At 41.7% G+C, this 13,712-nt stretch carries 11 protein-coding genes; 3 read left to right on the forward strand and 8 right to left on the reverse strand.

Going from position 1 to position 13,712, the window contains the following annotated elements; all coding sequences use genetic code 11:
- Positions 1-141 precede the first annotated feature (141 nt).
- The 3 genes from pflA to pflB form a co-directional block, all read right to left on the reverse strand.
- A complete protein-coding gene (pflA, locus tag BS333_RS04995; protein WP_021708655.1) occupies positions 142-882 on the reverse strand; it encodes a pyruvate formate lyase 1-activating protein in 741 nt (246 codons plus the stop codon).
- A gap of 221 nt (positions 883-1,103) precedes the next feature.
- A complete protein-coding gene (locus tag BS333_RS05000) occupies positions 1,104-2,081 on the reverse strand; it encodes a lipid A deacylase LpxR family protein (RefSeq protein WP_021708656.1) in 978 nt (325 codons plus the stop codon).
- Between the two features lie 152 nt (positions 2,082-2,233).
- The gene (gene pflB / locus BS333_RS05005; protein WP_021708657.1) at positions 2,234-4,510 is read right to left on the reverse strand and encodes a formate C-acetyltransferase; all 2,277 of its coding nucleotides are present in this window, start codon (positions 4,508-4,510) and stop codon (positions 2,234-2,236) included.
- 549 nt (positions 4,511-5,059) lie between these two features.
- Between pflB and BS333_RS05010 the strand changes: the two genes are divergently transcribed.
- Positions 5,060-6,547, forward strand: a complete 1,488-nt coding sequence (locus tag BS333_RS05010) for a hypothetical protein (RefSeq protein ID WP_021708658.1) — start codon at positions 5,060-5,062, stop codon at positions 6,545-6,547.
- A gap of 92 nt (positions 6,548-6,639) precedes the next feature.
- Here the strand turns inward: BS333_RS05010 and xthA are convergent, their stop codons facing one another.
- On the reverse strand, positions 6,640-7,446 hold the full coding sequence (xthA, locus tag BS333_RS05015; protein ID WP_021708659.1) for an exodeoxyribonuclease III: 807 nt from the start codon (positions 7,444-7,446) through the stop codon (positions 6,640-6,642).
- 414 nt (positions 7,447-7,860) lie between these two features.
- Here xthA and BS333_RS05020 point away from each other — a divergent pair, with 414 nt between their 5' ends.
- Entirely contained in the window at positions 7,861-8,397 is a 537-nt protein-coding gene (locus BS333_RS05020; protein WP_033003389.1) for a hypothetical protein, read from the forward strand.
- Between the two features lie 103 nt (positions 8,398-8,500).
- On the opposite strand, the gene rsmS is transcribed toward BS333_RS05020, so the two are convergent.
- The 4 genes from rsmS to dinG are packed head-to-tail and all read right to left on the reverse strand — an operon-like array spanning position 8,501 to position 12,079.
- Complete coding sequence (gene rsmS, locus BS333_RS05025; protein ID WP_021708661.1) at positions 8,501-8,662, reverse strand: pleiotropic regulatory protein RsmS; 162 nt, start codon at positions 8,660-8,662, stop codon at positions 8,501-8,503.
- Positions 8,662-9,207 (reverse strand): primosomal replication protein, encoded by a 546-nt coding sequence (locus BS333_RS05030; RefSeq protein WP_021708662.1) that lies wholly within the window; start codon positions 9,205-9,207, stop codon positions 8,662-8,664. Before BS333_RS05030 ends, rsmS begins: the two co-directional genes overlap by 1 nt.
- A complete protein-coding gene (locus BS333_RS05035; protein WP_021708663.1) occupies positions 9,204-9,989 on the reverse strand; it encodes a sulfite exporter TauE/SafE family protein in 786 nt (261 codons plus the stop codon). The genes BS333_RS05030 and BS333_RS05035 overlap by 4 nt, the downstream gene beginning before the upstream one ends.
- Before the next feature lie 14 nt (positions 9,990-10,003).
- The gene (gene dinG, locus BS333_RS05040; RefSeq protein WP_021708664.1) at positions 10,004-12,079 is read right to left on the reverse strand and encodes an ATP-dependent DNA helicase DinG; all 2,076 of its coding nucleotides are present in this window, start codon (positions 12,077-12,079) and stop codon (positions 10,004-10,006) included.
- A gap of 514 nt (positions 12,080-12,593) precedes the next feature.
- On the opposite strand from dinG, the gene BS333_RS05045 reads away from it, so the two are divergent.
- Positions 12,594-13,592, forward strand: a complete 999-nt coding sequence (locus BS333_RS05045; protein WP_021708665.1) for a porin family protein — start codon at positions 12,594-12,596, stop codon at positions 13,590-13,592.
- Positions 13,593-13,712 lie beyond the last annotated feature (120 nt).

Genomic DNA, 13,712 nt, shown 5'->3' on the forward strand with positions numbered 1-13,712 from the left:
GCGCTCAAAGCAAACATGATCTCAACACATATTTAGTGTTAAAAATGAAGAATTCTCTCTAAGTCTGTTGCGACGACTCAAAGACATGCTCAAGAGGCCTAAGTGACCTGAGCATGTCATTGAGAAGAGAGAGCGGGTTATTCAGTATTTTACATTCGGATGATACTGAGACAGTATTGATTGAATCTCGTCCATCACTTCTTTAGTTGGTGGATTGACTCCCTCAAGAGGGTATTCTAAGCCGAGCGCTTCCCATTTATGTGCACCTAGCTTGTGGTAGGGTAAAAGTTCTACTTTTTCAATGTTATCCATGGGTTGAATAAATTCGCCTAGCATGTGTGCCGCTTCTGGATCGTCGGTATATCCGGGAACAACCACGTAGCGAATCCAAGTTTTCTGCTTTACTTCATGCAAATAACGAGCAAAATCTAAAACTCGACGGTTAGAAACGCCAATGAATTCCTGATGGATTTCATCTTTCATATGTTTCAGATCCAACATAACAAGATCAGTAACTTCCAATACTTCATCAATTACTGGAGTATGTTTGCGTATATAACCGTTAGTATCGAGGCAGGTATGGATGCCTTCTGCATGCGCTGCACGAAAGAAATCCCGCACGAATTCAGGTTGAAGCATTGCTTCTCCGCCAGAACAGGTCACACCGCCACCGGAAGCCTTCATAAAATGTCTATAAGATTTTGCTTCTGAGATGATCTCTTCAACGGAGACTTCTTTACCGTCATGGGTATCCCAAGTATCACGATTATGGCAATACTTACAGCGCATTAAGCATCCTTGTAAGAAGACAATAAAGCGAATACCAGGTCCATCGACGGTACCACAGGATTCAAACGAGTGAATACGACCAACTGTTGACATTTTAGCTCTCATATTGAGTGGATTTTAGTCGTTATTTTATTACAAATTGTAGGGTTAAAACAGCTTTCGAGTGCGTTATTACCAAGATAAAAATCATACGCGATACAGGGATAGAAAAGGTGTATAGAAGAACGGCTAGAGGGAGAGAAATTTATATACCCAAGTACCATCAAGTGACTTGGGTATTGGCTAACCGTTGAATTATCAGAGAATCAAGCTGCCTAGAAGAAGGCAAATAACGAGAGTGATCCTGTACCATAAATATCGGTTTGAGCTTCTTTATAATCAGGGGTCTTAACCGTAAAGGTAAAACTTGCACCATAGTGTTTGTTATACCACGCCGCTCCGGCAACAGCGCTCGCTTGCCAATGTTGTAAAGTCACATCATATCTGTCTTGAGGCTCAGGAATAGCAGAGCGTTCCCCTTCAATGGTGATGTCATTCAAACGATAGCGACCTTCAAATCCACTAAAGAGAAACCAACTTGGTGCATCATCGGTGAGCATGCTTGCATGAAATGGGCTTTCGACACTGATATTAGCGGCACCAACGCTATGGTCTAAATTGGTTCCCCAACGGAACATGACGCCTTGTGAAATATCACTGCGAAAGTTACCAGCGTTGATATCGTTCACATTGGTGATTTCCCATTGGGTCCTTTCTCCTTGGCTGCGCATCAGGGTATTAAAAACGCGATAGCCAAGGCTAAATGCTAAGTAATCATCAATTTGATAATCCCAGCCTTGAGGGGCAGTAGAGCCCGTGATGCCATGAACGATATCTTGTGCTTTAGAAGAAAGGGAGCTATCTCCGGTAGCACCAATGGTAAAGTTATATCGAACTGCTTTATTAGCCGACAGTGAAAGGTAATTTAATTCAGTGTGTAAGTACCCTGCATAAGGGCGGTCATTTCTGATTGGATGGTCTGCTTCAATCTCACTTGGCGTAAACATTTTATGCCCTAAAACCAACTCAACTTTGTCGACATTATTTTTAGCTTCATCGCTGAGAGATAGCCATTGCCATTCGGATTGTGGGTTCAATTTGCCCGTTGTATAAGAAAGAAATAATCCATTAGTGTAGTCCTGGTCAACGCCAAAGATGCCATCATTGTCCAAAGTAAAAGAGAAGGTGGATGGCGCTGCAGCAAACGTCGCTGGGGACAAGCTGGCCAAAAGGAATATTTTATAAATTTTCATGTGGTTCTTCGGTCAAATTTTTACGCATCATACTTAATTATTGGTTCAAAATCTGTAGCTAAATATGGAGTTTAATTTTCATCTCAAAAAAAAGCCGATACGATCACGTATCGGCCTTTTATCGATTATTAACGTAAATGTTTCAGTGGTGTCTATAGAGACTCAGTGAATGTACGTGCAATAACGTCAGCTTGTTGCTCTGCTGTTAGAGAGTTAAAGCGCACTGCGTACCCAGATACACGGATGGTCAGTTGTGGGTATTTCTCTGGGTGTTTAACTGCATCTTCTAGCGTTTCGCGATTAAGTACGTTGACGTTAAGGTGTTGACCGCCTTCAATGCCAGATTCGTGGTGGAAGTAACCATCCATTAGACCAGCAAGGTTAGCACGTTGTGAGCCTTCATCTTTACCCAGTGCGTTAGGTACGATAGAGAACGTGTAAGAAATGCCGTCTTTAGCGTGAGCAAACGGCAGTTTACCTACAGACGTTAGAGACGCTACTGCACCTTTTTCGTCGCGGCCGTGCATTGGGTTCGCTCCTGGTGCGAAAGGAGCACCTGCGCGACGACCGTCAGGCGTGTTACCCGTCTTCTTACCGTATACCACATTTGACGTGATCGTTAAGATAGACTGAGTAGGAACTGCGTCGCGGTATGTTTTAAGCTGACGAATCTTGTTCATGAAGACTTCAACCAGTTCACAAGCGATGTCATCAACGCGAGCATCGTTGTTACCGAATTTAGGGTAGTCGCCTTCGATTTCAAAGTCGATTGCTACGCCATCTTCGTCACGGACTGGTTTAACTTTCGCGTATTTGATTGCAGATAGAGAGTCAGCCGCTACTGATAGACCCGCGATACCACAAGCCATAGTACGACGAACGTCACGGTCATGTAGAGCCATGAGTGCAGCTTCGTAGCTGTACTTGTCGTGCATGAAGTGTATGCTGTTTAGTGCTGTCACGTATTGCTTAGCCAGCCAATCCATGAAGTGGTCTAGTTTGCCCCATACGTCGTTGAAATCCAGAACCTCGTCAGCGATCTTAGGCATTTGTGGACCCACTTGGATCTTCAATTTCTCATCCACGCCGCCGTTGATTACGTAAAGCAGTGTTTTCGCCAGGTTAGCACGGGCACCGAAGAACTGCATATGTTTACCGATGATCATTGGCGATACACAACATGCAATTGCGTAGTCATCAGAGACGAAGTCAGGACGCATCAAGTCGTCATTCTCGTACTGAATGGAGGAAGTATCGATAGATACCTTGGCACAGAATTTCTTGAAGCCTTCAGGCAATTGCTCAGACCAAAGAACCGTGATATTTGGCTCTGGAGAAGGGCCCATTGTGTATAGAGAGTTTAGGAAGCGGAAGTTTGAACGCGTAACGAGCGTACGACCATCCAAGCCCATACCACCCATAGACTCTGTTGCCCAGATTGGGTCGCCAGAGAATAGATCATCGTACTCAGGAGTACGTAGGAAACGAACCATACGTAGTTTCATTACGAAGTGGTCGATCATCTCCTGTGCATCAACTTCTGTGATCTTACCTTCAGCGATATCACGCTCGATGTAGATATCGAGGAAAGTCGAAGTACGACCTAGCGACATTGCAGCGCCATTTTGAGATTTAACTGCAGCAAGGTAACCGAAGTATGTCCACTGGATGGCTTCTTGTGCTGTTTCTGCAGGACGAGAAATATCACAACCGTATTTCTTCGCCATCACTTTCATTTGGCCAAGAGCACGGTGTTGTTCAGCAATTTCTTCACGAAGTTGCATTGTCATTTGCAGATCAACACCGTTTTCGAAGCGCTCTTGTAGTGAATTGAACTGAGCCAGCTTATCTTTCATTAAGAAATCGATACCGTAAAGCGCAACGCGGCGATAGTCTCCGATAATACGGCCACGGCCATACGCATCTGGAAGACCTGTCAGTACACCAGACTTACGACAAGCAAGAATGTCTGGTGTGTAAATGTCGAATACACCAGTGTTATGAGTTTTACGGTATTCAGAGTAGATTTTTGAGATCTGTGGGTCTAGCTCGCGATCGTAGGCTTTGCATGAGCCTTCAACCATACGAATACCACCATTTGGAATGATGGCACGTTTTAGCGGCGCATCTGTTTGAAGACCAACAATGGTTTCTAGGCTTTGATCAATGTAACCAGCATCGTGTGCTGTGATGGTAGAGATAAGGTCAGTATCGAAGTCAACAGGGGCATGAGTGGCATTCTCTTGCTTGATTCCTTCCATTACTTTTGCCCAAAGCTTATTAGTCGCTTCAGTACCCTCAGAAACTAGAAAAGATTCGTCGCCTTCATACGGAGTGTAGTTTTTCTGAATGAAATCACGAACGTTGACTTCGTTTTGCCACTCACCTGCAACAAAACCTTCCCAAGCTTTAGCAAATTGCTCTGCCATGACATACCTACCTTTTTAGTAGCAAAAAATCCGTACTGTTTCGCTAGTGAACCAGCGAACCCCAATCAGATGGGGAGAACAGTACACTCTTGATAAATAACAATATGAATCGCCTTATGAGTAGTATTGAAACCAGTAAGGCTATGCATGTTGCCACTTTCATCAAGTGATTAGCTTTTAATCACCATTCAAGGCTAAACTAAAAAAAAGCTGCAAACCTTAAACTAAATCAATAAAACATCAAAAAAACCGATAAATTGTTGGCTGGTCATTTTATGCAATAGGAAGCATAGGTGTTAACCCAAGATTCGCACACCGAGAAGGATCACATCTTGTCTAAAAAGATGAGATCCTGTGATTACACGAGTTGCCTTCCTTGCTCACAGAATTGGTAACAAAGTCATTTCTATGTCACTTAATCCATCTTAGATAGCTAACGATATGTTAAGATTAAGATAATTAGGTTTTAAAAGTTGGCTTGGTTCTTGCTTTTACTTAGCAATAAAGTCTTTTTTGGCTATCCATTGCCGCTCAGTTTAGGAAAAAAACATGAAACAACTCAAAATAATGCCGCTTGTGGCAGTGATATCAGGACTAATGGTCGGTTGTGGCGGCGGTGGCGGCGGTGGCGGCGGTAGTGTTCCTGCCCCCAAATATACATGGCAAATGATAAATCTTTACACTGCCAATAAAACAGATGTTGCTCCCGGTTGTGTTATTTATGGTGAGCAAGAAGGACAAGACGGCAAGGTCATTACAGCTAATGTAGCGAATAGTAATTTTAATATCGTATTCCATAATGAAGATGGTTCTGTGATTGAAAAAGAAACGATTCAAAACATTGCTGATGATGGTAAGGTAGTGATCGATACGGCTAAAGTTCCTAACAATGGTTATGTATCGGTTGAGGAAATAGACGGTAGTATCGGCGGACAAAGTGATATTTTTATGTTTTCTGTACAGAAAGATTTCTTACAGAATATGACGATAAATATCAGACAAAAGCAAACAAACAGTGCATGTTATAAAGCAGAGCAGTATCAAAATGGGTTTTCGGATAATGCCCTTATTGCAGCCTTAGAAACCAGTACTGATGTTCAGTATTATCAAACGAGTTTTATTGATAGTGCTGTTAATGGAGCCGTTACCCCAGGAGCCATTCCAGTAAAAGCACCTTTAAAGACAAGCAAAAACGTATTGATAACGGCTTTTGACTCTTATGTTTCCGGAAAATATACTAATTTAAGTCAATTTGTTTTCGCCAATGGCTCGAGTATCTATGATAAAACTGACGATTCATCAGGTGAAATAACAGCATCAAAATTAGAAAATGTTCAAAATACAGATGTTAACTTCAAGGTAAATGGTGTTAACTTGACAAGCGAAAGCGCTGTCACTGTTGGCTACAAAGGCGAATTATACTTGTGGCAGCCAATCTATACTGCCTCACAAAAGCTCTCTTACCACCCTATTTCATCAAATGGTTGGGCTCTTGATCTCGTTGGAACCACAAGCCAGGGTAATTGGTTATACCGTTCAGCAGTTGCATACAATGGTTCAGATGTTAACTTAACTCCAGTTAACGTAACTAACTTTCGAGGTAGCGTGTCGACTACATGTGAAAGTTCGAGTTCCGATTTTTGTTTAAGTGTTGGTGGCTTTTTACCTGCTGATTATGACATCCAGCGTATACAAGTTCGTGCAAATACCGCAAATCAATCTCGACTTTTTTATCAAACGGTATTCGCAAAGCCTTCTTCATCTCAGGTAATGATGCAGAGTTCATTAAACGAGAAACTTGTAGCTAATGATTCAACTCGTGTTGAAGTGACACTTGGTCAACTTAACATTAATGATAAAAACTCGGTGAAGTATTTTATTGAAAATAATAAAGATATTAATAGTTTGGTGACTACGACACTGCCTAACTTTACCGACAGTAATACATCCATATCTACACCAAGTGAAGTTAAAGCGAGAAAACTGAAGCTTCTTTCGAAAAATATCGTGATAATGGAAAACAGCAATAATAAGTAAGTCCTTAAGTGGCAATAGCTTGCCATTTAAACTTATACTGGCTGTTCAAAGAGCGCTACTCACTAGCGCTTTTTTTATGCCTGAGACCAGCTTCAGTCAAACGATGCCCAAATTGGTGCATGATCTGATGGCTTTTCAATGCCTCTAAGTTCGTAATCAATGTCTGATTCTGTACAAGTTTTGGCTAAAGACGGGGTTGCTAAAATCACATCAATTCTTAGACCGCGGTTATCATCAAACCCACGCGATCGGTAGTCAAACCAAGAAAAGCGGTCAGATACATCGGGGTGTAATTGACGGAACGTATCAATGAAGCCCCAATCAAGTAAGGTTTTTAGCCACTCACGCTCTTCTGGTTGAAAAGAACATTTACCTGTTTTTAACCAACGTTTTTGGTTTGGCTCGCCAATACCGATATCAGCATCGATAGGGCTGATGTTGATATCTCCCATTACAATAATCTGCTCATCGTTGACATGATTTTCGTTTAGGTACGTCATCAAGTCTTTGTAAAATTGACGTTTGTATGGGAACTTCGTTTCGTGGCTGATATTGTCACCTTGTGGGAAGTAGCCATTTAAAACGGTGACAGGTTTACCGTCTTTACCCTCAAATGTTGCCATAATCATGCGCTTTTGATGCTCATCATTATCGCTAGGAAAGCCTTTTTGAATTTTCAACGGCTCCTGTTTGCACAACATCGCTACGCCATAGTGTGCTTTTTGACCATGAAAGTAGACCTTATAGCCCATTGCCTCGACCGCTTCGAGCGGAAAAGCTTCATCATGAACCTTGATTTCCTGAAGGCCAATAACGTCAGGCTGGTGTTTATCAATTATAGCTTGAAGTTGATGAAGTCGTGCTCGAAGCCCATTGATATTAAAACTGATAACTTTCATATTTTTTAACCTGTTCTCTAACCCATTAATTTATCGTTCTTTATGGGTTTATTAAGTTTGCAAAATGTGTATTACGGCCTGACAATTGGCTTTGGTGAGTTTTGCCGCCATTTTGTCACCACCCCTCATTATACTTTGAGGTTACTTGGGGTTAAAGACCATTGAAATATATGTTGAAGGATGTGAGTAACCTAGCCGTTTTGACGATGGGTTAAATGAGTGACTGAAGTATGAAAGCATGAAAAATAGATCGAAAAAAGCTTAAGGAAGGTAGGATCACAAGTAAAGACCTAAAAGCGTATGCCTTCGAGTAAAGTATTTCTGATGCCAATTCATAAACGAATAACAAAAAAGTGCATTTCTATTTGCTTTCATTATAATTTGACGTTTGTTTTATAATGTATGGATATTGTTATGAATAAGGCCTTGATTGGTTTAGCGTTATTTTGGGGGCTATCAGCGAACGGATTTGCAACAGACTATATTGTCGGCTCGCCTAAAGAGCTGCTGCCATATGAAGATGTACAAAACTTTTCGATGGTGGATCTGAATGGTGATGGGGTTGAAGAGCTGGTTTTTGTCACCAGCGATGGGGCATTAAAATACTCACAAATGACGGCGTTAGGTTCTGGGTTTCTCAGCCCTGATGATCTTGTTAACCTACAAGATAAACATTACCAAATGAATATTACTCTTTCGGGTAATTTTTCAAATACTCATCTTTATGTCGATCCAAATGGCCGTATCGCTTTATTTGATAACCTAAGAAAGCAATATGAATGCCATACTCAAACTCACCTTGATAATGGCACCATCATCGCTAAGTCAATTAAAGCTGAATATTCATTCAGTTATGTCTCTGACCATTATCTCGTCGGAAAAGTGAAGTGCGTCGGTGGTAATTTTAAACAGCATGAAGAAGTTCGATTTACCGCCCAAAGGGTCTATTAACGCTCCCAAAAATCGTCTCGCTTAACACGGTATTTTGAGGAGATTGGGGATAAAACGCCGAGTGTGATGATAATGGCTGTTGTGGGAGTAAGTGCTTAATGACTTACTCTTGCGACAGCTTGTGTTCAAGATCCGATTGTACAATCTTGAGCGCTTTTAAAGCTTGGGCTGGATCGATGTTATTAACTTCTAACAAGTAGATGATATCAACGGCAAGTTGAGTTTCCTTCGGGGCATTTTCTAAAGATAGTGGTTGATCAGACATTATTGATTTTTTTCCCTATAGGTGATTTGGTTTTCCAGTTTAAGTAGTGCTGCTTCACATCGCTCTAGCCTTTTTTCTGTTGCTAATAAAACATTTTGTGCTTCTGTTTTATTAAAACCCGTAGATGCATTGGCAGCCAGTTGTTTTTCGATAACCAGCTGTCTTAAACGGCGTGCCCACTCTTGGTGCTGTGCTAACTCCTGATACAAGACATTAATTGGCTTTCTAAAGTGACTGCTATGTTTAATTTCATTTTTGCGTAATGTTGTGGTTGAAATCTCACGTTGTATGGCTGAGATTTGTGCAACAAGACGTTCAGTTAAATAGTCTGCACGAAGTGGGGTGAGTTTGTTTTGTTCTTTTTCACGCACAATACTATCAAGTGTGGCACAAGTTTCCTTTACACAAGGCACAAGCAAACGTGAACGGCAACTAAACAAGCGCTCATCAAACAGTGGCACATGATGCTCACCACGTTGACGGTCTAGTATGGCTGCCTGCTTAGACATATCTTCTAAACTTTGTGAAAGCTGTTCTAAATTCATGAGAGACCTGTAAACCAAGCGTTATAAGCCAGTTTTATCGCTAGAATACTGACAACCGTGACAAAAACGGGGCGAATAAACTTAGCACCAAATCGAATTGCTGAATGTGCGCCAACAAAAGCGCCTGCCATCAGACATAAGCCCATTGTTAAGCCTAGCATCCAATTGATATGACCCAGCACGGCAAAGGTGACTAATGAGGTAAAGTTGCTGGTAAAATTCATTGCCTTGGCCAAGCCTGAGGCAAGAAGAATGTTGAGACGATACAAGGCCATTGAGCTGACTGTCCAGAAAGCACCCGTACCAGGTCCAGCCAGTCCATCATAAAAACCAATACTTAAGCCTTGCAAGTACTGTTTTTTATGAAGTTTAGGGCAGTCTTGAGGAATTGGGCTTTGGTTAGCATCAGAAGGCATTTTGTGAAACACAGTATAAAAGGCTGCAGCAAGAATGATCAGTGGTAACACTTTTTCAAGCCACTCTGTGCTGATAGCATCGACAAAAAGTGTTCCTAATGTCGCGCCAACTAACGTTGCGACAAACGCTCTTCCCCAACACCGCGGCTTAAACAAACGCTTTTTGTAATAGGTAAATGCAGCGGTCGAGGAAGCAAAAGAGGCGGCAAGTTTGTTGGTCCCCAATGCCATATGAGGTGGGAGTCCAAGAGACAACAGAGTTGGAACGGTTAGCATACCTCCGCCTCCAGCAACGGCATCGATGAAACCAGCAATAAAAGCGACGATAGCTAATACCAACAACGTGGTTGGTTCAATCATTTCCATAAAGGGTTATTCTTCTAATATTCAATTTTACGTTTGAAAGGCGGGAGTGACTCTATCAAGGCTTGTCCGTAACGCTTGCTGATTAAGCGGCGATCAAGAATCGTGACTCTGCCAGAATCTTGCTCTTTACGCAGTAAACGGCCGACACTTTGAATCAGCTTTTTACTTGCATCTGGTACGGTAATCTGCATGAAAGGGTTACCGCCTTTTTTTTCTATGTATTCTGAATGAGCTTGTTCAACAGGTGATGTAGGGACGCCAAACGGAATTTTAGTGATCACTAGGTTTTCTAATAAGTTTCCAGGTAAATCAAGACCCTCCGAGAAGCTGCCCGTGCCGAATAGAATACTGGTTTTTTGCGATTCAATCAGCTTCTTGTGTTTTTTTAGGATTTCGGCCCTTGAGCTTTCTCCTTGAACTTGTAACGCCCATCCGCGAGAGATGAAATCACTGCTGAGAGCTTTCGCAACTTGGTTCATTTGCCAATAAGAAGAGAATAATACTAAGTTGGCTTTTTTGTCTTGCAAATACTTAGATAATATCTCGATAAGATATTCTGTAAACTGAGGCGTTTGAGGTTCATATTTCATGGCTGGGATCAGCAACTCAGCTTGATTTTGATAATCAAACGGAGAGGCTAAAGCTAAGAATTGTGTCCCTGACTCTGGCCTCGCATCAATCCCGACCTGATGACAAAAGTAGTGGAATGAATTCAGAGCTCGCATGGTGGCGGAAACTAACACGGCTCCGATACAGCGACTCCAGATCTGTTGATCTAATTGCCAACCCACTTCCAGTGGTGAGACATGTACCACGAAGTCCCCTTCTTGATCGGGGTGAGTTTCTAACCAGCGGGCAAGAGGTGCCCCTTTGTCTCTGGTTGGCTCTGCCATTAAGTGCCAAACTTGTGCTAAGTTTTCTAAGCGTTGAATATAAAAGCCTAACTCAGCGAGAGCGGGCTCTGCCAATCGAGATGAGAGCTCACCATCTTTCACTTTTTCTGCTAGGAGATCGGCGATTTTATTCGTACTTTGGCTGGTTTTTTTACTCAGTTGTTTGAGCTCTTTAGCTTGGTTTTCCAGCCAAGTCGGTAGCTCACCATGCTCAAAGCGATAAATCCCTTCTTCAAAATGCTCAGGGCTAAATTGTTTTGCCAAATGATTCAGAGAAGGGATCATTTCTTGAATCGCTTCCTGAAGTTCCTGACGAAAACGGCCCACGCGTTTTTCATCCGCCAGTGAGGAAAATTTATTGCTTGATTGATTGAGTTTTTCCAGCCAAGCCGCCGCTCCTTTTAGACTTGCAGCCGCAGAGGCATGATCACGAGCGACATGAGGCAGATGATGCGCTTCATCGAAAACGTAAATGGTGTTTTCCGGTTCAGGTAGGATAACACCACCTCCAAGATCTGCATCAGCCATCACAAGTGAATGGTTAGCAATAATGACATCATTTTTGTCCAGTTCAGAACGTGCCTTTTGGAAGGGACAGTGACGGTGTGACGGCAAGCTGTTATTGCAGCTGTGTTTGTCACTGATGATTAACTGCCAGATATGGTCATCAATCGGTTTTGGCCAATTATCTCTATCGCCATCCCATTTACCTTGAGCCAGTGAGCGATACAAGGTTTCAAGAAGTTCTATTTCTTTCTTTTTTGGTTTCGTCTCAAACATCGCAAGCTGCCCACCATCGACTCCGCTGGCTATGGCTAACTTCTCAGCACAGCAGTAGCGTTGGCGACCTTTGGCTAAGATAAAAGAAAAATCGAGATCGGTAATACGACGGAAGAGCGGCAAATCTTTATTTACTAACTGTTCCTGAAGCGCCACGGTTGCGGTGGAGATAACCACTTTTCGATTATTATGAACAGCTACAGGGATAGCGGCCATAAGGTAAGACAGAGACTTTCCAATCCCTGTTCCTGCTTCAGCAACTAATAGACGATTCGAGGAGTGGTATTGGCCACAGAGTGTTTTGGCAATTTCCGCGACTAAATAGTTTTGAGCTCTACGAGGAACAAAGTTCTCCAGTTGAGCTTGAAGATTTTGGTAGCTGGTACGAATCGATTTTTGAATATTACTAGTTAGCATAAGCGCCCCGAATGCGATGGTGGCGCATAGTAGCACATATTGCTATCAGGGCAGTAGTTCACAAAATAGAATACTTTCACGAAGAATATCGATCTTGTTCACAAAAAAACATTGAACTTATCATTAATAAACAAGGATATTAAAACATAACCACGACAGCAACTAAAATGACTGCTATTTTAGTTAATCTCACTATAATACTCCAATTAAATTTAAACAAATAGTCATTTATTTTAGTTTTACTTATTTTTGTTATAAAAAATAACATCTATTTCGAGGCTGTTATCGACGTGTTGTTATCTTTTATGTTTTTTTAAGGTGCTGTTTTTATTGTGTTTTGTTTATTTTTGATGGTTTTTTTCGCTGATTTGACACTTAAGTAAATCTTCTGCAATCTTGGAATTAGATTTTTTGAGTTACGAATTTTCACATTGGTGAAACATGTTGCTCTGAAGATGTATAAAAGGGAACCGGAAATGGATATCCCAAACTAAGAAAAGGCAGTGGATTAATTATGAAAAAAACTCTTTTAGCTCTTGCAGTAGCAAGCATTTCAGCTTCAGCTTTTGCAGCTCCTTCTGAAAATGCGAAACCAACATTTGAATTTGAACCTATTCATAAAAAACAGTTCTCTGTATCAGGTGCTGTAGGTGTTGGTGGTTACTACGATACTAAAACCAAAGCAATGTACGATGATTGGGCTACTGCTGTAACTGTTGCTGTTAGCTACGAAAACAACTTTGTTGTTGGTTACCTAGAGACAGATTTAGAACTTAACTGGACCACAGATGAAGATAAAACCAAATCTATGGACATTGATAACGAGTTTGCTACTGACGTAGATAAAGCTTGGCTTGGTCTTGATTCTGGCTACGGTATCTTCTCTTTCGGTTGGGAAAACGATACGGCACTGGATAAAGTTGACGGTGCTGGTGACTTTACCTACGAATTTGGTAATTCTGCAGCAGATGCTTCTGATGCATTTGATGTAATCAAGTTTGAAGGTTCTACTTCTGGTATTGCTTACGGTGCTTCTTACTTCTCAGTAGAGGAATCTAATGAGTACAAAGGCGCAAACGGCTACCTTGGTCTAGAGCAAGACGTATACAACGTTTACGTTGGTTATGAATCTCGTGAAGATAAAGATAATAACAAGAAAGACTTCAACGTTATTTCTCTTTCAGGCAACGTAGCAGTGGGTGAAACCATTAACCTAGGTGCGAATGCTTGGAAAAACGAAGCGGAAGACGTAAGCGAATCCACTGGCTTCTACCTATCTGGTAGCATGGCTATGAACGACAAGCTAACTCTGGCTGCAGGCTATAACTTCAACCAAGAAGACTTTACTGCTAAGGGTAAAGCGGATGAAGATACGTCCTACATGAACGTGGCGACAATGTACACATTCAGTGATCGCCTAAGCGGTGGTATCGATATCAAACAAGATCTAGAAGTTGCTGACAGCTCTGATAAAGAGACTTATGTCTTCGCTGCTGCTTTCTACACATTCTAATTGATTCCATTCAGTTGAAATCAAATTCGAGGCGCGCTGTTTAGTGCGCCTTTTTTAGTTGTGATTTTGATGTCTTCTTACTTCAGATCACGTTTTCTTGTTAAGCAAAAAAAGCTGCAG

Source organism: Vibrio azureus (genome assembly GCF_002849855.1).
Classification (GTDB): domain Bacteria; phylum Pseudomonadota; class Gammaproteobacteria; order Enterobacterales; family Vibrionaceae; genus Vibrio; species Vibrio azureus.

What these genes read in the sequence shown, in the direction of transcription:
- pflA (WP_021708655.1), bottom strand. Translation starts at nt 882, where the DNA reads ATGTCAACAGTTGGTCGTATTCACTCGTTTGAATCCTGTGGTACCGTC.
- BS333_RS05000 (WP_021708656.1), bottom strand. Translation starts at nt 2,081, where the DNA reads ATGAAAATTTATAAAATATTCCTTTTGGCCAGCTTGTCCCCAGCGACG.
- pflB (WP_021708657.1), bottom strand. Translation starts at nt 4,510, where the DNA reads ATGGCAGAGCAATTTGCTAAAGCTTGGGAAGGTTTTGTTGCAGGTGAG.
- BS333_RS05010 (WP_021708658.1), top strand. Translation starts at nt 5,060, where the DNA reads ATGAAACAACTCAAAATAATGCCGCTTGTGGCAGTGATATCAGGACTA.
- xthA (WP_021708659.1), bottom strand. Translation starts at nt 7,446, where the DNA reads ATGAAAGTTATCAGTTTTAATATCAATGGGCTTCGAGCACGACTTCAT.
- BS333_RS05020 (WP_033003389.1), top strand. Translation starts at nt 7,861, where the DNA reads ATGAATAAGGCCTTGATTGGTTTAGCGTTATTTTGGGGGCTATCAGCG.
- rsmS (WP_021708661.1), bottom strand. Translation starts at nt 8,662, where the DNA reads ATGTCTGATCAACCACTATCTTTAGAAAATGCCCCGAAGGAAACTCAA.
- BS333_RS05030 (WP_021708662.1), bottom strand. Translation starts at nt 9,207, where the DNA reads ATGAATTTAGAACAGCTTTCACAAAGTTTAGAAGATATGTCTAAGCAG.
- BS333_RS05035 (WP_021708663.1), bottom strand. Translation starts at nt 9,989, where the DNA reads ATGGAAATGATTGAACCAACCACGTTGTTGGTATTAGCTATCGTCGCT.
- dinG (WP_021708664.1), bottom strand. Translation starts at nt 12,079, where the DNA reads ATGCTAACTAGTAATATTCAAAAATCGATTCGTACCAGCTACCAAAAT.
- BS333_RS05045 (WP_021708665.1), top strand. Translation starts at nt 12,594, where the DNA reads ATGAAAAAAACTCTTTTAGCTCTTGCAGTAGCAAGCATTTCAGCTTCA.